Annotated in this window: 14 protein-coding genes; 8 read left to right on the forward strand and 6 right to left on the reverse strand. The window is 42.9% G+C overall.

The features are described 5' to 3' along the window. Positions 1-54: 54 nt before the first annotated feature. Complete coding sequence (locus tag HMPREF9370_RS00470) at positions 55-1,251, reverse strand: O-antigen polymerase (protein ID WP_009115257.1); 1,197 nt, start codon at positions 1,249-1,251, stop codon at positions 55-57. A gap of 375 nt (positions 1,252-1,626) precedes the next feature. Here HMPREF9370_RS00470 and HMPREF9370_RS00475 point away from each other — a divergent pair, with 375 nt between their 5' ends. Continuing rightward, positions 1,627-3,105, forward strand: coding sequence for a patatin-like phospholipase family protein (locus HMPREF9370_RS00475; RefSeq protein WP_009115259.1), 1,479 nt, complete (start codon positions 1,627-1,629; stop codon positions 3,103-3,105). Between the two features lie 88 nt (positions 3,106-3,193). Next, positions 3,194-3,814, forward strand: coding sequence for an L-threonylcarbamoyladenylate synthase (locus HMPREF9370_RS00480; RefSeq protein ID WP_009115260.1), 621 nt, complete (start codon positions 3,194-3,196; stop codon positions 3,812-3,814). 172 nt (positions 3,815-3,986) lie between these two features. Here HMPREF9370_RS00480 and HMPREF9370_RS11515 read toward each other — a convergent pair whose 3' ends face one another. Then, positions 3,987-5,849, reverse strand: coding sequence for an acyltransferase family protein (locus HMPREF9370_RS11515; RefSeq protein ID WP_009115261.1), 1,863 nt, complete (start codon positions 5,847-5,849; stop codon positions 3,987-3,989). A 159-nt stretch (positions 5,850-6,008) separates the two neighbouring features. Between HMPREF9370_RS11515 and HMPREF9370_RS00490 the strand changes: the two genes are divergently transcribed. From HMPREF9370_RS00490 to HMPREF9370_RS12380, 4 genes are all read left to right on the forward strand, one after another. Beyond that, positions 6,009-6,656 carry a site-2 protease family protein gene (locus HMPREF9370_RS00490; RefSeq protein ID WP_009115262.1) on the forward strand — a complete coding sequence of 216 codons (648 nt, stop codon included), beginning with the start codon at positions 6,009-6,011 and terminating at the stop codon, positions 6,654-6,656. Positions 6,657-6,842: 186 nt separating this feature from the next. Then, positions 6,843-8,573 (forward strand): calcium-binding protein, encoded by a 1,731-nt coding sequence (locus HMPREF9370_RS00495; RefSeq protein ID WP_009115263.1) that lies wholly within the window; start codon positions 6,843-6,845, stop codon positions 8,571-8,573. Positions 8,574-8,679: 106 nt separating this feature from the next. After that, positions 8,680-10,053 carry a tRNA uridine-5-carboxymethylaminomethyl(34) synthesis GTPase MnmE gene (gene mnmE, locus HMPREF9370_RS00500; protein WP_009115264.1) on the forward strand — a complete coding sequence of 458 codons (1,374 nt, stop codon included), beginning with the start codon at positions 8,680-8,682 and terminating at the stop codon, positions 10,051-10,053. Positions 10,054-10,087: 34 nt separating this feature from the next. After that, complete coding sequence (locus HMPREF9370_RS12380; protein ID WP_009115265.1) at positions 10,088-10,219, forward strand: hypothetical protein; 132 nt, start codon at positions 10,088-10,090, stop codon at positions 10,217-10,219. A gap of 107 nt (positions 10,220-10,326) precedes the next feature. On the opposite strand, the gene HMPREF9370_RS00505 is transcribed toward HMPREF9370_RS12380, so the two are convergent. From HMPREF9370_RS00505 to HMPREF9370_RS00520, 4 genes are read right to left on the reverse strand one after another with little or no spacing between them, the layout of a single operon-like run. Beyond that, positions 10,327-10,977 (reverse strand): ABC transporter ATP-binding protein, encoded by a 651-nt coding sequence (locus tag HMPREF9370_RS00505; protein WP_009115266.1) that lies wholly within the window; start codon positions 10,975-10,977, stop codon positions 10,327-10,329. After that, positions 10,974-11,771: an ABC transporter permease gene (locus tag HMPREF9370_RS00510; protein WP_009115267.1), complete on the reverse strand. Its 798-nt coding sequence runs from the start codon at positions 11,769-11,771 to the stop codon at positions 10,974-10,976. Before HMPREF9370_RS00510 ends, HMPREF9370_RS00505 begins: the two co-directional genes overlap by 4 nt. Further along, positions 11,771-12,946, reverse strand: a complete 1,176-nt coding sequence (locus tag HMPREF9370_RS00515) for a capsule polysaccharide transporter (RefSeq protein WP_009115268.1) — start codon at positions 12,944-12,946, stop codon at positions 11,771-11,773. Before HMPREF9370_RS00515 ends, HMPREF9370_RS00510 begins: the two co-directional genes overlap by 1 nt. A gap of 16 nt (positions 12,947-12,962) precedes the next feature. Beyond that, positions 12,963-14,141 carry a polysaccharide biosynthesis/export family protein gene (locus tag HMPREF9370_RS00520; RefSeq protein WP_009115269.1) on the reverse strand — a complete coding sequence of 393 codons (1,179 nt, stop codon included), beginning with the start codon at positions 14,139-14,141 and terminating at the stop codon, positions 12,963-12,965. 331 nt (positions 14,142-14,472) lie between these two features. Between HMPREF9370_RS00520 and HMPREF9370_RS00525 the strand changes: the two genes are divergently transcribed. Further along, complete coding sequence (locus HMPREF9370_RS00525; RefSeq protein WP_009115270.1) at positions 14,473-15,579, forward strand: stealth family protein; 1,107 nt, start codon at positions 14,473-14,475, stop codon at positions 15,577-15,579. Between the two features lie 18 nt (positions 15,580-15,597). Then, entirely contained in the window at positions 15,598-19,389 is a 3,792-nt protein-coding gene (locus HMPREF9370_RS00530) for a CDP-glycerol glycerophosphotransferase family protein (protein ID WP_009115271.1), read from the forward strand. Positions 19,390-19,640 lie beyond the last annotated feature (251 nt).

Genomic DNA, 19,640 nt, shown 5'->3' on the forward strand with positions numbered 1-19,640 from the left:
TGCCTGTCTGAAAAATCTTACACACTTTTCAGACAGGCATTTACTTTATTAATCTTACAACCTGAGCCGGTCTTTTTTAATCAACAGAATACACGCCAGTGCCATTTGAATCCAAGTTGAAATCAAGGTCATATATTGGTCTTGCAGAATCTGGGTGAGCAAAGGATACACCGATATGGCATAAATAATCACAAAGAAATCATTCTTGTATCTCGCCATTTTATAAATTATCCAATGCATCGGCAGGAAAATAAGCGGGATGAAAAAGCCGAACACACCGAAATCCCTGAAATAAACTTCATAAACCGTGTAAAGGTTGGTAGGAATGGGCGTAAACTGATAGCCTTTCACAATCGGCGCGGGCGGGTCGGTCAGGCCTTGCGAAGAAAGCAGACTGAGCACAAAACGCAAAGAATAGTCGCCGTAGTGCATGTTGGTCAGCTTGTCGAACAGCATGGATAAAGCCACAAAAGGCGCAACCAGATAGCTCTGCATACTGTCGACAAACCCGGCTACGTTTTCTCCGAATGAAGCGTTTACCGATGTGCCTTTCGACGTCAACCAGGCGATCAAAAAGAATACACTCATCAGCAAAGCGCCCAATAGCGCCATAGTTTTCGCCTTGATTTTTCCACTCACCGCCAACGGAACGACAATCAGGATAAAAATCAGCAGGAAAAAGGTCCTACCCGTCGCAAGAAACGCATAACACAAGCCGGAAAATACCGTTAGCAGTGCACTGAACTTGCTTATCTGCTTTTTAGAAGCGAAATACACTGCAATGGCTGAAGCAACAAACGACAGCGGCGTAAAATAGCGCAGAAAGCCCACGCTGGCGCCTTCCATATTAAAAGCATAACGTAAGCGCGTATAGCCGATACTGGTAAAGATATTGCCACCGGCAAGATCTGTAGCCCTCTGGTAAATCAGTGGAAGACCTATCAGCAAGATAAGCTGAACGACAAAAAATACCGGCTTATTCACTTTATACACAAACAATGGAGCAGCATTCGGCAAATAAACAGGAGGACGCGCGAACAACATAAGAAACAGCGCGCCAAGTTGGACACATATCTGAATCAAGAGATATTCGGAAGAAACCGGATAATAAATATCTTGAAAGAAACTGTATGCGATAAAAATCGCCGACCACAAACCGAAAAAGAGCGTGAACGGATTAAACGCACCAAGCTTCCGATATTTAGACATCAGAAAGCCGGTCAGCGAGACCAGGATAAGTAAAGTGAGCATATTGTTTTTATTGATTACTTTAAGTGATTAAAGAATTCCCTATACAAAGGCATCCATGATGTACTTTGCAATATACTTGACTATCTGCAAGTTAACTAAATTTTATCAAAACTTTTTCACCCTGTTCTTTATCAAAAATAATCGGTCTTATATTGATATATCTGGGAATTTATACTGTAGGAATTCAAGTACAGTCCAATGGCTTATTTATTCAATTTACGTTTAACGTGCCATTGATATGCAATTAAAGATAATACTTTTGCAAAGTATAAAACTCTCGGAATGCCTGTCTGAAAATACCGGCTGTCGGGCTGCCGCTCAAATATTTTTTGATTTACAATGATTCCATGATTACCCGACATATTTTTACACAACATGCGAAAGAAACTGATTAAACGATTTATTAAATATCTCGCGCCGCTTACCGCCGCCTCGTTTTTGTCTGCCTGCACACTGGTGCAATACCAACCCTTAACCGGCATCAGCAAAATCGACACCAGCAAGGGCTACCGCTTGGAAAATAACTGGGAGGCACGCAATAACGACAACATCTATATGATTATGGTGTTTTCGGGGGGCGGCACACGGGCGGCGGCTTTGGGCTACGGCGTTTTAGAAGAATTGAGCAAACAGACAGTCTGGTTTGAAAGCAAAGAGCTCACCTTACTTGAAAGCGTGGATTTGGTATACGGGGTATCCGGCGGTTCCGTGCTGGCCGCTTACTTTTCCTTGCACGGCAAAGACGTGATTCCGACATTTGAACGCCGCTTCCTCAAGCAGAATTTTCAAAGGCAGGTTGCCAAGCAGGCTTTTTCCTTTGCCAATTTACCCCGCCTGACTTCGCCGGAATACGGCCGCGGCGATTTGTTGCAAGAGCAGTTTGAAAACACCCTGTTTCGCAACGCCACTTTTGGCGACCTAGAAAAACGCCGCAAAGGTCCGTTTGCCGTGATTTCCGCAACCGATATGTCAACCGGCCAACGCTTCGATTTTACTCAGGAATATTTCGATTCCATGTGTCTGAACCTTTCTGAGTTACGCATTGCGCGTGCCGTGGCCGCGTCCAGCTCGGTGCCCTTGGTATTCGCGCCGGTCACCCTCAATAACAACGGCGGCAACTGCGGCTACACCCTGCCCAAACCTTTGCAGCAAGCACTGGAAAGTGCCGATAAAGATTCGCTACAAACCCAAAACAGGAAAGAAATCAGCAACGTTTTCGAACGCTATAACGACAGCAATTCCCGGCCCTACATCCACTTAATCGATGGCGGCCTAACCGACAATCTCGGCCTGCGCGGGCTGCTGGATATTGCCGAAGCCTATTCTGGTAAAAGCCTATACCAACGGGTTATCGAAGAAAAAGGCGCGAGAAAAGTCATCCTCATCAATGTGAACGCGCAAAACCAAATCTCAACCCAAATAGACCAAAGCCCGGCTATTCCCGGCGTATCCGATGTTTTGAATGCCATCATCAACATTCCCATCGACCAATATTCGCAAGAATCGCTGCGTCGGGTACGCGCGTTTGCCGACCAATGGAATGCTACTACGCGCGACGACGAAAGCGGCCGGCACAAAGGCATGTATTTTATCAGCCTCAACCTCCGTGATCTGCCGGAATCCGAGCTGCGCAACAGTGTGTTAAATATCCCAACCAGTTTTTACCTGCCGCGCGACGACATCAACAAACTCAAACATGCCGCGCGGGAGCTGCTGGCAGCGTCGCCCGAATACACCCGCCTGCTTGAAGACTTATCGGCCAGCCCGCACCAACAACCGCAGATTTGGTTTGCCGATGATCCGGAAGAGGGCAGCGAAACCGACCGCCCCACCAAAAGTATAACGGCTTATTAAAAAACGGTTTGCACCTTGACAGGCTGCAGACTCTATTAACAATGCCTGTCTGAAAACACAAACGTAAAACCAACAAGGAATACACACCATGGCACAATTTTTCGCCATCCATCCCGATAACCCGCAAGAGCGCTTGATCAAACAAGCGGTGGAAATCATCAACAAAGGCGGCATCGTGGTTTACCCCACCGATTCCTGCTACGCACTCGGCTGCCACTTGGGCGACAAAGAAGCAATGGAGCGCATCCTGCGCATCCGCCAAATCGACCAGAAACACCACCTTACTTTAATGTGCGGCGACTTAAGCGAGCTGGGCACCTACGCCAAGGTCGACAATAGCCAGTTCCGCCAGCTGAAAGCCGCCACTCCCGGCAGCTATACCTTTATCCTGCAAGCCACCAAAGAAGTGCCTAACCGCACTTTGCACCCCAAACGCAAAACCATCGGCCTGCGTGTGCCCGATAACAAAATCGCACTGGCCTTGCTGCAAGAGCTGGGCGAACCGCTGCTCAGCTGCACCCTGATGCTGCCGGAAGATGACGAGCCGCTGACCGACCCCTATGAAATCCGCGACCGTTTGGAACATTCTGTTGATTTGGTGATTGACGGCGGCTGGTGCGGCACCGAGCCGACCACTGTGGTGGACATGACCGACGGAGTGGAGCTGATTCGCGCAGGCAAAGGCGACAAGTCATTATTTGGTTTCTAAACATTAAGCTGCCAATATTAAGCAATGCCTGTCTGAAAACAAGCAACGAGGGTTTTCAGACAGGCATTTCAGTAATATCTGCCCACCAGCTTGATCTGAATCCGAGTGCAACGGGACTGTTATCAAGATCAAGTGGTGCAACTATATAAATTCCGCTTACAAAACAATGCCTCTATTTACCCTGATTATCCTCCAGCAGCGGCGTCAATTTATCAGCGAGATATACCGCACCGGATTGTGTCAAATGGCCGCCATCTTGCGAAATCAGGCTGCCGTCACCGGTAAACATCGGGCAGGCGCCGAAATCTTTGCCGCAATAGAGCGATAATAGGCTGCGGAAGTTTTTAGCAGGCACGCTTTCCTGCATTTTTTGCTCCACATCCACGGCATCTCTAGCCGCAGGCTGAGTGTAAGACAAGCGCTTATCGGCAGGAATGTTCATCGCCACAATCGAAGAAGACTTACCGAAATCTTTAATACCAAACACCTTAACCGGCTTCTGAAAATCTTTTTCTATCTGCTCGACACTCGGGCGGATATAGGGCACAACCCAAGCCTGCCATTTGCTGACCAGCCAGATTTCATCTGCCTCCTGCATACGCTGCTTGACTTTATCCGATTCAAACCAGCCGATAGAATCGCAGCGCATACGGCGGGTTGCCGGAATATTGGCATCTTTGTCAAACGGCACATAAATATTGCCGCATTCCGAGTTGATCTGTTTGGTAGAGAAACTGAAGCGTTTGTCATTACCAGATTCATACACCAAGTTCATAAAGTCTTTGGCAAAACTGTCGCCCACCAAGAAAACCTTACGTTTGCCGCTACCCTCAAACTCAGCCAGATCAACGGCATCAAAACGCTCCGAATTATATTCGCTCGCACCGGTAACGCTGGTCAGAATCTTTTGATCGGCTTCGTTATATCGGTTTACAAAGCCTTTGTTCAACACGATAATGCCACCGGCCACTATAAAGAAAACAGAGGTAATCAGCGCAAAAGAGAAAACGGTTTTTCTCGTCATCAGCTGCTTATTGCGGAAAGGCGTTTCCACCCATTTATAGCTGATTGCCGATAAAATCACCACCGGAATTATGCTTGCATAAAGCCAACCGTGCCCCAATTGCATATAACTGATGTAGGCAAAAATCGGTTGGTGCCATAAATAAAGCGAATAACTGGTCAAGCCGAGAAAAACAAATACTTTATTCGCAAGGAATTTATGAACCAAATTATTCTGCTGAGGCGAGATGAGCACCAAAAACGTACCGATAACGGGAATGGCGGCCGCAATGCCCGGAAACAAGGTTTTATCGTCGAAAGCAAAAATGGCATAACACATCATCGCCAAGCCGATAAATGATGCAACCGTTCCGTTGAACGGATATTTTTCAATTATCCGGTTGCGGATCAGCAAAGCCGCCATGCCGCCAAACAGCATTTCCCACGCACGGGTAAACGGCAGGAAAAATCCGGTTTCAAAATGCAGGCGGGTTACATAATAAGAAGCAGCAAGCGAAAGAATCAGGCATGCTATCAGAATAGCGGCCAGATATTTTCTAAACCATTTGAAAATAGCAATAACAAATATCGGATAAAGCAGATAAAATTGTTCCTCAACCGCCAGACTCCAAGTGTGAATCAGCGGCTTGAGCTCGGCCGCCGCACCGAAATAGCCGCGTTCGCTCCAGAATAATACGTTAGAAAGAAAAATCGGAATCGCAATCAGGCTGTTACCAAAACTGATTAAATCGGAAGGCTGAAGCAGCAGATATGCCGGAACAATAGAACACAGCATAATCAACGACAAAGCAGGTACAATGCGGCGCGCCCTACGCTCATAAAAAGTGATGAAGCTGAATTTTTTCTGCTCAACCTCATCAAAAATAATGGTAGAAATCAAATAACCGCTAATCACAAAGAAAATATCGACACCGACATATCTGCCCGATAAAAAGGGCAAGCCTGCATGAAACAGGATAACCGATACAACGGCAATCGCTCTTAAACCATCAATCTCTGATCGGTATTTCATAAAACCTCTGATTTTTATGTATAAATTAAATTATTTTCATCTCAACACCCCTTAATTCGAAAACAACCATTAAAATATTTTATTTTTTAAACAAAGCCGCTGCGGCAAGCCCTATTTTCAGCTAACACACCTTCAACTTTATAAACCAAAAGGAAAATAATGTTTCAAGAGTTCAACCTAGCCAATTTTTTATTGGCTGTATTACCCGTTTTGCTGGCCATTACCGTGCACGAAGCCGCACACGGCTACGCCGCCCGCTATTGGGGCGACCACACAGCTGAAAAATTAGGCCGGCTCACCTTAAACCCGTTAGCCCATATCGACTTAATAGGAACAGTAATAGTTCCACTATTTATGTTTTTATTTACACCCTTCCTGTTTGGTTGGGCCAAGCCCGTGCCGATTATTCCCCGCCATTTCCGCAATATGCGTATGGGTCTTTTTACTGTAGCATTTGCCGGCCCTTTATCTAATCTGGTTATGGCTTTCTGCTGGGGCGCGGTTATGGCGTTGACACCTTTCGCGCCGCTGGATTTCCAAAGACCCATGGCCGGTATGGCAAATTACGGTATCAGCATTAATGCTATTTTGTTTGTATTGAACATGTTGCCGCTCCTGCCTTTGGATGGCGGTCGCGTGGTCGACAGCCTCCTTCCGCCGCGAGCTTCCATGAAGTTTCGAAAACTTGAGCCTTACGGCATGTGGATTCTGATATTTTTATTGGCAACCGGCTTACTGGGAACCATTCTGATGCCGTTTACCGGCTTTATTATTCATTCCGTACTTAACGTGTTCGGCATACATTGATTCATCTTTAATCTCGATATCGACACACAATGCCTGTCTGAAAATTTTCAGACAGGCATTTTTGATATTTACTCAAACAGCATAATCAAATATGATTAAAACACATATTAGCCTTACAAATACAATAATTATATAAATTATTTTATAAAAAAATTATCTCATATGTAATAATAAAGAAAGGATTGAATGATGAGTGAGTACCAATGGATCGGCATCAACGGCTCCGAAAGCCGCAACCCTGAAAACAATTATTTCCAAACCAATAAGCAGCTATTGGAAGTTACCGGTCAAGTTGCTCCCGGCGCACAGGATGTCAAAATTACGGCTTATTATTCCGTAATCAAGGCCAACAATGAAGTGGTTGAACAAAGTTACTCCTTGCCCGTTAGAAACACAGACATTAAAGAAGACGGCTCGTTCTCTGCCTACATTCAGGCATTAGGCGCCAACAAAGGCGAAATCCGGATTGAGCTGGAGGCCGCCGACGCATCCGGCAACAGCATCATCACCAAAATGTCAGGCCAAATCAACGGCAACAATCAAGCTTTGGAAATTTTATCCGACGGCGAAGCGATACAGCCGAACGACAAAGGCGCTTGGCACTCCTATTCGAAAGATATAGAAATTCGGGGCAAAGTGGAGCCGGGCAGCGGCGCAGCCTATTTAAAAATCGACCATAAGGAACGGATTTCCCTGCGAGATCTGATTGATGAAAACGGTAATTTCACCTACAAATTAGACGGCATCAAAGCCGGAAACCATTCGGTTTGGCTGGAATCTATGGATGCCGACAAAAATATCGCCACCACTATTTACGATTTCAGCGTCGGGCGCCGACCGGGCGGCGTGGTATTAATTGACGAAGATGAAAACGTTTGGACAGCCAAAGGCAAAGAAATTTCCGGCAAGCTGTTTCAGGAAATGTTTCATGAATCATTCGACCAACCGCCCTACCTCAACTCGGTCAGAATCAACGATCAACATGTTCCCTTAGACAGAGCACATGAAATCGAAGGCGTCGGCACCCTTACCATCAACACCAACGGCAGCTATACTTTTGCACCTCAAGAAGGCTTTACCGGCTTGGTGCCCGATATCGTTTATAACTCAACCAATAAAATCCGCTCCCACTCCCCGCTGGCCGCAGGTCCCGATTTCGACAGATCAATCTTATCCATACGCGTGAACGACACCGAAGACAGCCCTTACACCTACCAACTGAAAACCGGCGACAACAGCCGCGGCGAAAGTGCCGATTTACACGGCAATATGGGCAAAGACGTGTTGATCGGCGACAATCAAAATTCAGCCGAAATCGAGATAAATGGCGAGAAAATCATCTACACGGTTCAAGCTACCGACGATACTTTATCAGGTAACAACGGCAACGATATTCTATTTGGCGACAACATCAGCACTGCCAGATTAGGGTTTACAGCAGAAGACGGCGGAAACGCGTTCCAAGCTTTAAAAACCTATGTCGAAAAAGAATTAGGCAGCAGCAGCGACGGTGCAGTCCGCTACTTCATCGAAGAAAACTGGGAGAAGCTCATCGACAGCAGCAGAAACGGCGGCAATGATTTTCTGCGCGGCGAAGCCGGCAACGACATCCTTATCGGCGGTTCGGGCGACGACAAGCTTCACGGCGGGCAAGGCAAAGACAGCTATGTGTTCGTAACCAACAGCGACAGCGGCCAAGACACCATCATCAACTTCAATTTCGAGCAAGACAAACTCGTGTTCACCGAATTGCTGGATCCAGAAAAACATGCGCTTGAATGGGATCAACACAACCAGATACTGCACTTTACCGGCACACAAGACGGCTACGCCTATCAGAATTCCATCAAATTCGAAGGCATCAAATCCGATATTGAATTAGACGATATTTTAAAAATCCAAGAAGTATTGGGTTAAGCCAAAGCAGCCGGAGCCGTTTAAGCTCCGGCTTTTCGCATTTTCAGACAGGCATTCCCGCTCCTTGCTATAATCCCCCAATCTTTTTGAACCTTACCGCCATGCCATGACCGCCCTATCACCCAACCCAACCATAGCAGCCATCGCCACCGCTCCCGGCCGCGGCGGCGTCGGCGTTATCCGCATTTCCGGCAAAGACCTGCTGCCTTTCGCACAAGCCGTGAGCGGCGGCAAAACACCCCAACCGCGCACCGCACTCTACACCGACTTTTTAGACGCAGACGGCCAAACCATCGACAGCGGCCTGCTGCTCTATTTTGCCGCCCCCGCCAGCTTTACCGGCGAAGACGTAATCGAACTGCAAGGCCACGGCGGGCCTGTTGTGATGCAAATGCTGCTTGCACGCTGCCTCGCACTGGGCGCGCGCATGGCCGAACCGGGCGAATTCACCAAACTCGCCTTTCTCAACAACAAACTCGACCTCGCCCAAGCCGAAAGCGTGGCCGACTTAATCGACGCATCTAGCCAATCCGCCGCCCGCATGGCCGTGCGTTCGCTCAAAGGCGCCTTTTCCCGCCACATACACGACTTGGTTGAAGACTTGATTACCTTGCGCATGCTGGTAGAGGCCACACTCGACTTCCCCGAAGAAGATATCGATTTTCTCGAAGCAGCCGATGCCAAAGGCCGCCTACACGCCTTGCAGGAACGTTTGCAAACCGTGTTGGCCAGCGCAGAACAAGGCGCCATTTTGCGCGAAGGGATGAACGTGGTTTTAGTGGGCGCGCCCAATGTCGGCAAATCCAGCCTGCTCAACGCACTCGCCGGAGATGACATTGCCATTGTTACCGACATCGCCGGCACCACCCGCGATACCGTGCGGGAACAAATCACCCTCGACGGCGTGCCCGTGCATATTATCGACACAGCCGGCCTGCGCGACACCGACGACATCGTCGAACAAATCGGCATAGAACGCAGCCAAAAAGCTGTGCGCGAAGCCGACGTTGCCCTAATCCTGATTGACCCGCGCGAAGGCATCAACGCCAAAACCCGCGGCATCTTAGAAAGCCTGCCTGAAAACCTGAAAAAAATCGAAATCCACAACAAAACCGACCTCACCGGAGAGCCGGCAGGCATGTTTTCAGACAGGCATTCGGCCTTAAGCGGCGCCGACACCTTAATCAAGCTTTCCGCCAAAACCGGCGAAGGCTTGGATTTACTGAAACAAGCCCTGCTGCAAGAAATCGGCTGGCAAGGCGAAAGCGAAAGCCTGTTCCTCGCCCGCAGCCGCCATATCAACGCACTGCACACAGCAGAAACCGAATTGGAAAACGCCGCCCTCTGCGGCAACCACCAAATAGAACTGTTCGCCGAACACCTGCGGCTTGCCCAGGTGGCATGCAGCGAAATCACCGGCGAATTCACCGCCGACGACTTACTGGGCGTGATTTTCTCAAGATTCTGCATCGGAAAATAACGTCTGTTTACTTGTCACAACGAAAGGAGACTCAATGAAAACCATCAGCCTGGTCCTTATCACCGGCCTCTTACTCGCCGCCTGTGCCCAAACCGGAAATTCCCGCAATACCCAAGCTTACGGCGAAATTAAAACAGGGGTAGAGGCTTCGCACACTAGCCACTAAGTCTGCATATATATGCAGCAAATAAAGTTAGTTCCAGTCAAAAAACATACCATTCAAAAATGCCTGTCTGAAACTTTTTCAGACAGGCATTCTTTGTCGGCCCCCAATTACAAATTCGCATTGTAATATTCATAAGCTTTATCCATGTTTTCAAACTGATACAAATGCCCCGCTTCCAACACCATAGCATTGTCACAATACTGTTTCATTGCACTGTGGCTATGAGAAACCAAGATAATCGAGCGGTCTTTACGCCTTTCAAACAACTCGTATTTACACTTGGCCGAGAAACGTGAATCACCCACAGCAATAACTTCATCAATCAAATAGCAGTCAAACTCAACTGCCAGCGACAAAGCAAACGCCAGCCGTGCTTTCATACCCGAAGAATAACGCTTTACAGGCTCATATAAATACTGCCCCAATTCAGAGAACTCTTCAGTAAAACGCTGCACATAATCAATGTCTACATCATAAATACGGCAGATAAAACGTAAATTATCCATACCCGTAAGGCTGCCTTGAAATGCGCCACTAAACGCCAAAGGCCAAGAAATGCTCATGGTTCGCTTAATTTCGCCCGAAGTAGGCGGCTCCACACCGCTGATCAAACGGATTAAAGTTGACTTACCTGCACCATTGCGGCCAAGAATACCGATTTTTTCGCCTTTCTCAAGCTGGAAATTAATATCGTGCAGCACTGTGCGCCAGCCACTACGCGTGCGATAACGCTTCGATACATGTTCAACCGAAATCATTGCGGTTCCACGCCTTTACTGAAATTATTTACCATCGCCAAACCAAGCAGCAACAATACCAGATTGCAAATCAGCATAAACCAAATATTCTCGTAAGTTACGACAGAATCACCGAAATATCCATGCCGAAACATCTCCGTACCGTGCACCATAGGAATCATCAAAGCATATTCCCGCACTTGGTGGGGCAGCGTGTAAACAAAGAAAAAAGCGCCCGACAAAGGTAACATGATAAAGCTGAACGTACTCCATAATTTCCCGAATGCCTCAAAATTAAAAGCAATCGAGCAAATCACCAAACCTAAACCAACTGCAAAAAACGCCATCATCAACCAAGCGGCCAACATATAAAACACATCTGCCGGCGGGTCTACCCAGCCTATTGCCACAAGCGCAGCAACAATTACGACTTGGGCAATCGTCGCCCCTGCAATCTCCAACAACATGCGAGCAAAGATTGTATCCAATACCCGCACATTCCGGTGATACAGCAAACTGGCATTGGCTGAAATAGCTCCGATTGCCCGGTTCGACACATTGCGCCACATCATAGCCATTGGATAACCTGTCAACACAAAGGCCACAATATTCAATGTTGAATATTTATCCGCGCGCATAAACTGCCACATCGACACAATCAGCACAGTTAAAAGTAAAGGTTCTACAAACAGCCATAAAAAACCGATATTGTTACGCCCGTAACGAGTAATGATTTCGCGCATCAGGAGCGCGCCGATAACCCTCTTCTGGATTAACAGCGACTCCCAAAATGAAGTTTTATGCAATTCTTTCATCAGTTTTTATGCTCGCGCACGCTGGCTATCAACAAGCTCAAAATCCCATACATCATCAAACCGATGATAAAAGTGGCAACAATATTATAAAAACGGTGAGGCTTGGTCGCCAAATCCGGCTCACTCGGCTGTGACACCACTTCCAAATAAAGTTGTTGGCGGTTTGCTTCTGCTTTAGCGCTTTCCAAAGAAGTTATAGCAGCAGCCAATTGTTTAGTTGCCAAATCATTCTCCAGAAACAAACGCTGATACTCCTCAGCCTGGCCGGTCAGCGATTTCGAACCGCCGCCGGAAATCATTTTCGTTTGCTGGGCAATTTCTTTCCGCAAGCTTTGCTCGCGTGCTTTGAGGCCTTGCAGCTGCGGATTATCCGGCGTAATTGCCTTCACTTGATCCAATTGGGTTTGAATGACAATCAACTCGTCTTGCAGCTTGGAAACCAAACCCATCTGCACTTCTGATTGTGCTTTTAAGTCAAAGACTTTATTATTGGTGCGGTAATTAGTCATATTAGCCGCGGTTTCCTTTACCCGCTGCTCAGCTACTTTTACCGCATCTTCAGCATAACGGATGGTATCCTGTCGAGCCCTTTCGTTAAGCTTGTTAATCAAATGCTCACCCTGCTTTAACAAAGCTGCATTGATTTGTTTGGATTCCTGCGCGTCAAACGATGTCACCTCCAGTAAAGAAATACCGGATACCGCATCAAAATTAATCTGAATTTTATCTTTGTAATATTGATAAAAAGCCTCTTTCGATCCAAACAAACCCAAAGCGTTGAAACGGCTGAATATATCGCCTTTCTCCTCATAAAAAGTCCGAACCGGCAAAGCTTTACCCAACTCAGCAAGCGCAGTGCGCGAATACATATAATCACGCACCGTATAAGTATCATCTTGAGCACGGGAAAAGCCCACATTTTGCAACAGCGCTCCCAAGCCACTAAAAGAACTTTGACTTTTTGAAGAACGCACTACGAAAGTAGATTCCGAAGTATATTGGTCCGACGCAATTACTCCAAAGTAAACGACGGAGGCCAATGTAGGAATTACCACCGTTGCCCAAAGTAATGGCGAAATTTTTTCTACCAAGTTTTTTTTCTTCGGTTTTTGCTTTTTTGCGTTTTCAACAGGCTCCTGAACCTGCTCTTCAACCACTGTTTTTTGTTCTGACATATCCGGTTACAACCTATCAATTTGCAATATTATCAATACTGCTTACTCCGCCAACCACAGGAGAGAAAACAAACTGCAAGAATTTCTGAACTTCCGCCAACGGTGCATTAGACACATAAACCACATCTTTATTTTGAACAGGAAAACGCTGCATCCAAAATAAAGAATTTGCATCAGTAAGATTCAAACGGTAAACAACTGGAATTTCAGCATCATAAGAGTAACCTTTGGTTAGCCATACATCTTTTTCTTCTTCCGGCAAATCTGCCAAGGCCTGATAGCGGAAAACAAACACTCCACGCGCATCCGAACGCCTGTCTTGCAACCCCCCCATACGACCCACCGCTTCAGCCAAAGATAATCCTTTAGCTGAAAAATCTATCTGCTGGCTGCGCCCCACCGCACCCAATGCAGTAAAACTCAAAGGATTATTCAAAAGCGTGACTACATCACCAGATTTGAGCAAAATATTCTGTCTAGGATCAGAAACCAAAGTTTCAAATGCCACTGTTTTCACTTGTTCGCCCCGAGAAAGCCTCACAGAAATATCCTGTACGGCCCCATTGGCACCACCAACTGCCGCGACTGCATCCAACACTCGCTCGCCACCAGCAGTCAAAGGCATACGCACACTATTTCCCGCACGCACCACAGAAACATTCGCCGAATTATTTTGCGCCAAACGTACCACAACCTGAGGCTGGTTCGCCATCCGCTTCAATTTACCTTTAATCACATTCTGAATTTGCTCCGGAGTTTTACCTGCAGCCTTAACATTGCCGACAAAAGGTATGGAAATCAGCCCCTGAGCACTAACCATCTGCTCAGGAAGCTTAGTTACCTGACCACTGCCTGCTCCCGAAGTAGACAGCACGCTGCCAAACAACAAAGCAGGCGGAGCTTCCCATATAGTAATGTCCAAAACATCACCAACACCCACAAGGCCTTGCAAAAGCTTTCCACTACCTAACTCAGCAAACGACTGTGTCAAACGCTCCTGATAAAGTTTACGCACTATAGGTTCATTCACATCCACCACGCTGACTTGCGGAACATTTGCCGAAACTTGCTCATTGCCCAAAGCCGCCACTTTTCTGGTACTAGGCCCCGAGCTCGGTAAGCCCGCGCATCCAGCAAGGACACCCACAGCAACCAGACCGATAGCCCAACCTACGAAAACTTTATTTTTTTTCATAAAAATCGATGTTAATGTAATTTCAAATCAATACAGATAGTACAATTGTACATGCTCGGTTCAGAATAAAAAACCATAAATAAATTCCAAAGTATATTGCATTATACTAAATATTGTTATTAAAATATTCATTTGAACTCCGAAGATTGTAAACGAAAACAAAATCAAGCAAATACTTACAAATATTAATAATCAAACTTAGGAATTTATAAATATTACAAACCTTCACAGAGTGCGCACACAATCTTAACCATCAACTAGATAATCTGAAAGATTTCTAAGATTTGCAACACACCCCTCTTTCAAAGTTTCTCAATTCTCCAATACCGTAATGAAGAAAATAAAAAAGTTTATTAACCACCCAGGAATTTTTTTTAGAGATTATTTAAATAAAAAGCATCCAATTATCAATAACGAGCAGTATATTATTCAATCAGAAGAATCCATTGTTATCAAAAATGAAACCGAATTATTAAAACAAGATGCTTTAATTTACCCTTACTCTTCTGTAGGTATAGATGTAGTTTTTACTTGGGTTGATAATCAAGATATTAATTGGCAAAATAATTTTATGAAGCATGTAAACAAAAATACAGCTTCTTCTGGATTATACGCAAATGATCAAGCACGTTTCAGTAATCACAATGAATTGTTTTATTCAGTTCAAAGTGTGAAATATTTCATGCCATGGGTTCGCCACATTTATATCGTTACTGACAATCAAACTCCAGATTGGCTAAGTCCCACAGATTCAAAAATAAAAATCATTGATCACAAAGAAATTATAGATAATAGTTTCCTACCCACATTTAATTCACATGTAATTGAAGCACATCTCCATAACATTAGTGGTCTAAGTGAACATTTTATTTACTTTAATGATGATGTTTTTGCAGCCAGAAGCCTATTGCCTCAACATTTCTTTCGCAGTAATGGAATAGCATCTATTTTCGTCGCAAAAAAAAGCTTAAATGCCATGAGAAACAAAGGGATCATGACACCAACTCTTTCAGCTTCTCTTAATTCCATTGAATTATTGAGCAAATATTATTCAGTTCAAATTGATACACCTTTAGTCCACACTTACGTACCCTTAAGAAAAAGTGTTTATGAAAAAGCATGGAATATTTTTAACACAGAAATTAAAGCCTTTTTACATAATAAATTTCGTACCAATCAAGATTTAAATCTAGCTACATTTTTGATACCTTGGTTAATGTATTTAGATGGCCAATCTTTCATGGCTCACGAAATTTGCTATTATTTCAATATAAGATCTCCACACGCAGAAACCCAATATAGGGCTCTTTTACAATTAAAACAATCTGGTTCCGCTCCCCACTCATTTTGTGCCAACGACTTTAATAGCCAGAATCAAATCGACAATTATCAAGAAAAATTAATAAACACACTAAAACAATATTTTGATTTTTCTTAAATTTTAGGAATTATTCCGATGAGTCAAATAAATCGAAAATTTAGAAAACTTTTACGAGATCCACAACTGTTCTTTAAAGATATGTATTTTAAGCACAGTACTCGGGCAAAAAAATTTTTACCAATAAAGTATACAGGCAACTATGATTACACCATAGTTACTGCCATATATAATGTTGAAAAATATTTAGATGATTTTTTTAACAGCATAACAAAACAAAGCTTAAGCTTTAAAAAACATATACAAATTATTTGTGTAGATGATGGGTCCACTGACAACTCTGCAAAAATAATTAACAACTGGCAACGCAAGTTCCCCAATAATATACAATACATATATAAAGAAAATGGTGGACAATCATCAGCAAGAAATTTAGGACTTGAATATACTACAACAGAATGGGTTACCTTTATTGACCCTGATGATTTTCTCAATACTGATTATTTTAAAATAGTTGATACCGAAATAGCAAACAACCCTAATAGTCAAATGGTTGTAAGCAACCTTATTTTCTTTATAGAGGCCAATAATAGTTATAAAGATACTCATTCACTTAAATATCGATTTAATAAAAAAGTAAATAAAGTAGAAGTTACAAATTTAGAAAATAATATAAACTTATCCGTAGCCTCGAGCTTTTTTAGAACACAATATATTAAACAATTTAATTTACTATTTGACCATAAAGTTAAACCTAACTTTGAAGATGGGAAATTCATTGCAGACTATCTATTAAACCAAACTTATGGTTTTGCATTGTTCCTAAAAGATGCTCATTATTTTTACCGCAAGCGAGGTGACCAAAGCTCCACGCTTAATAAAGCGTGGCAGTCTACCGGAAAATTTTTCGATGTTCTAAAATATGGCTACATCCCTATGCTGGAAGATTTTAAAAATAAACAAGGGCATGTACCTACATATATTCAAAGAACCGTATTATATGACGCAGCTTGGTACATAGATTATTTACTTAACCAAGATGGTCGGACTTCCTTTCTGACGGAAGAGCAAAAAGAAGTTTTCCATCTTTTATGGAAAGATATTTTTACCTACATCGATACTAAAACCATTTTAGATTTCAATTTAGCGGGCACTTGGTTTCTATATAGAGTTATTTTTCTCGAATATTTCAAGCAACAAGAAATGCCCTATCAATTTGCTTATATTGAAAACATAGATCAAGATCAGCAATTATTTCTGTTATCTTTCTATTCATATAAAAAACCATACGAACAGATACTATTAGACACTCAAAGTATAGCTCCTGTCTCAGCAAAAACTGTAACCTACACCATAACAGGTAAACCTGTAGCATACGAACGTCGCTTATGGATTTCATATAAAGAGGCAACAAATAATCAAAAATTCCATTTATTATTGGGAAACAAACCAGTTAAAATTTCAATTTTAGGCAGTCGACATAACAATGGTGTAAGCGCCGATACTATTATCTCCTCATTTTCTCCTTCAGGAAAATATCAAACAGGTCGCTCTGATATCTGGATAATTATGGATAGAGACATACAAGCAGATGATAATGGAGAACACTTTTATCGTTATGTCCAACAATACCATCCCGAACAACAAATTTTCTTTGCCTTGAACAAAGATTCCCATGATTGGAATAGACTCAGTAAAGACGGTTTTAACCTGCTGGAATTTGGCAGTTCTGGATTTGAAGCAAAATTAAAAATTGCATCAAAATTAATCAGTAGTCATGCCGATGAATACTTTGATAACTATTTTAAAGATCATTATGAATATAGTAAAAAGTATATCTTCCTTCAACATGGAGTGACCCAAAATAATATTTCCTGTTGGCTAAACCGCAAAAAAAATATTAAGTGCATGGTTACAGCCACAATTCCAGAATATCATTCCATTGCAGATGACTTATCGCCATATAAATTAAGTAATAAAGAAGTAGTACTTACAGGATTTCCACGTCATGACAAACTATTGGCAGGAAACCAAACCAATACCAGAACCATTCTGATTATGCCGACTTGGAGAAGCAGCATTGTGGGGGAAGCCACGGGACAAGGAAATGTCCGTAAACTCAATAAAAATTTTATGAACACGACCTATGCAAAACATTGGTGTCAATTTTTAAATAGTCGTGCACTTAAAGAAATTGCAGAAAAATACAATTATCAACTGGTATTTGCTCCTCATGCAAATATCGAGCCTTACCTTACTTTAATGAATATCCCAAACTATATTCAAATATGGAAAGCAGCCAATGGAAATATTCAAAGCTTATTTCAAACCTCTACGTTCATGATCACCGATTACTCATCGGTAGCTTTTGAGATGGCTTTCTTAGGAAAAACTGTTTTATATTATCAGTTTGATAAAGAAGAAGTTTTCTCTGGGGGCCACATTACTCAAAGTGGCTATTTTAAATATGACCAACATGGTTTCGGCCCTGTTTCAGAAACAGAAGACCAACTTTGTAACAATATACTTAAAGTTTTAGAAAACGAAGGCCGACCTTGCGAACCTTACCTAAGCCGTATTGAAAAAACATTCGCATTTAGAGATCAAAATAATTGTAAGCGTGTTTACAACGCAATAAAAGCATTGGACATTCCTAAACAACATACAAAAACAGAAATTGTTGAACAATACATTAATTCTTCTGTTCAACATCAAGCTTGGAATAGTGTTTTAGATTTATGTAACTCATTAGCATCAGATAATTATGAAAATCCAGCTTTTCTAGAAGAAACCCAGTTCCTTGCTTTATTCAAAACTGGGAAATTCATTGAGCTTAAAGAATTACTAGAACTGAGCAAACATGCATTAAAAACAACCATCTCATATTGGCAAGCCAAATTATATACCGTTCAATCCGAATGGGAAAATGCAATAAAAACATTCAGTTCAATGCCATTAAGAAACAATTTCACAATCTTATTGTTAATTGAGTGCCATGCACGACTTCATAACATGACGGCAATAAAACAATTAATTGAGGAGTATGATCAAAACGTTAGTGAACAATGTTTAATTATGTCCAATGCATGGGTTCTTTATTCTGAGAAAAAATGGCAAGAGTTGTGTGATTTTCTTACAAAAATGTTACCCTGTTTTAATACAAAAGACTTGATTGAATATAAACCCCAATTACTGCTGGCATACGCCCAACTACGTGCAGATTGTTTATCTGAGGCACATCAAACCCTATTGAATTATGAGGAACACACCACTGACGACTGGGAATGCCGCTTAATTATTGCACACTTGGCTTTCATGAAAGAAAGTTACAAAACCACAATTAAACAATTGGAGCAAGGATTTAAAAAACAATATGAATACATCCCGGCCACAACGCTACCAATTTTACTGGAGTCACTAGAAAAAACAGACAATCACAAAGAGCTAAAACAAGTATTAAGCATTGCTTGCCAACGCATACCCAACCATTTTTCCGTTTTAAGAACCAACATTAAACTATGGGAAAAGGAGAAAAACTGGTTAAAAATTCTTCACGCTACACAATCAGTTCATGAAACAGATTCAATAGAAATAATTTATCCAGCCATATTGGCTAGATACAGATTAGGTTTATTAGAAGAAGCTTATAATACTGCGCCAAAACCAAATAATCGGCACCATTATCAATATTGGGCGCTGATTACAGAACTATCTATGTTACTAAAAGACTACACCGTAACAGAATACTGTTATCAGCATATGATTGCCTTATTTCCAGACATACAATCGGAAGAAAATTGGCGTAAATTGCATGATTTAAGAGAACGTCAGGCTTCTTATACTTATTTATTAAACCATACAAAACAATAACAAATAAACAATGTGATGCTCAGCACAATTTACCTAAAACCCAACTCTTTTGAGCTCGGTTAATTGCAATGCTATCATTGTACCAGCGTGCCTGTTTGAAAAATTCAGACAGGCATATTTTTGGGGCTGAAGTAGATTAGCCCCTATTTTTTACAATACCTTATAACATCAATAACCTAAAATAAAACTTGCGCAACTATCTGCACTATATTACAATACCATAATTAATTTTGAAAATTTCACAAATTAGA

It is taken from the genome of Neisseria wadsworthii 9715 (assembly GCF_000227765.1).
Lineage (GTDB): Bacteria > Pseudomonadota > Gammaproteobacteria > Burkholderiales > Neisseriaceae > Neisseria > Neisseria wadsworthii.

Excerpts from the sequence above, each read along its gene's own strand:
- HMPREF9370_RS00480 (WP_009115260.1), top strand. The coding sequence starts at position 3,194 with ATGGCACAATTTTTCGCCATCCATCCCGATAACCCGCAAGAGCGCTTG.
- HMPREF9370_RS00525 (WP_009115270.1), top strand. The coding sequence starts at position 14,473 with ATGAAGAAAATAAAAAAGTTTATTAACCACCCAGGAATTTTTTTTAGA.
- HMPREF9370_RS00505 (WP_009115266.1), bottom strand. The coding sequence starts at position 10,977 with ATGATTTCGGTTGAACATGTATCGAAGCGTTATCGCACGCGTAGTGGC.
- HMPREF9370_RS00495 (WP_009115263.1), top strand. The coding sequence starts at position 6,843 with ATGATGAGTGAGTACCAATGGATCGGCATCAACGGCTCCGAAAGCCGC.
- HMPREF9370_RS00530 (WP_009115271.1), top strand. The coding sequence starts at position 15,598 with ATGAGTCAAATAAATCGAAAATTTAGAAAACTTTTACGAGATCCACAA.
- HMPREF9370_RS00510 (WP_009115267.1), bottom strand. The coding sequence starts at position 11,771 with ATGAAAGAATTGCATAAAACTTCATTTTGGGAGTCGCTGTTAATCCAG.
- mnmE (WP_009115264.1), top strand. The coding sequence starts at position 8,680 with ATGACCGCCCTATCACCCAACCCAACCATAGCAGCCATCGCCACCGCT.
- HMPREF9370_RS00520 (WP_009115269.1), bottom strand. The coding sequence starts at position 14,141 with ATGAAAAAAAATAAAGTTTTCGTAGGTTGGGCTATCGGTCTGGTTGCT.
- HMPREF9370_RS00490 (WP_009115262.1), top strand. The coding sequence starts at position 6,009 with ATGTTTCAAGAGTTCAACCTAGCCAATTTTTTATTGGCTGTATTACCC.
- HMPREF9370_RS11515 (WP_009115261.1), bottom strand. The coding sequence starts at position 5,849 with ATGAAATACCGATCAGAGATTGATGGTTTAAGAGCGATTGCCGTTGTA.
- HMPREF9370_RS00470 (WP_009115257.1), bottom strand. The coding sequence starts at position 1,251 with ATGCTCACTTTACTTATCCTGGTCTCGCTGACCGGCTTTCTGATGTCT.
- HMPREF9370_RS00475 (WP_009115259.1), top strand. The coding sequence starts at position 1,627 with ATGCGAAAGAAACTGATTAAACGATTTATTAAATATCTCGCGCCGCTT.
- HMPREF9370_RS12380 (WP_009115265.1), top strand. The coding sequence starts at position 10,088 with ATGAAAACCATCAGCCTGGTCCTTATCACCGGCCTCTTACTCGCCGCC.
- HMPREF9370_RS00515 (WP_009115268.1), bottom strand. The coding sequence starts at position 12,946 with ATGTCAGAACAAAAAACAGTGGTTGAAGAGCAGGTTCAGGAGCCTGTT.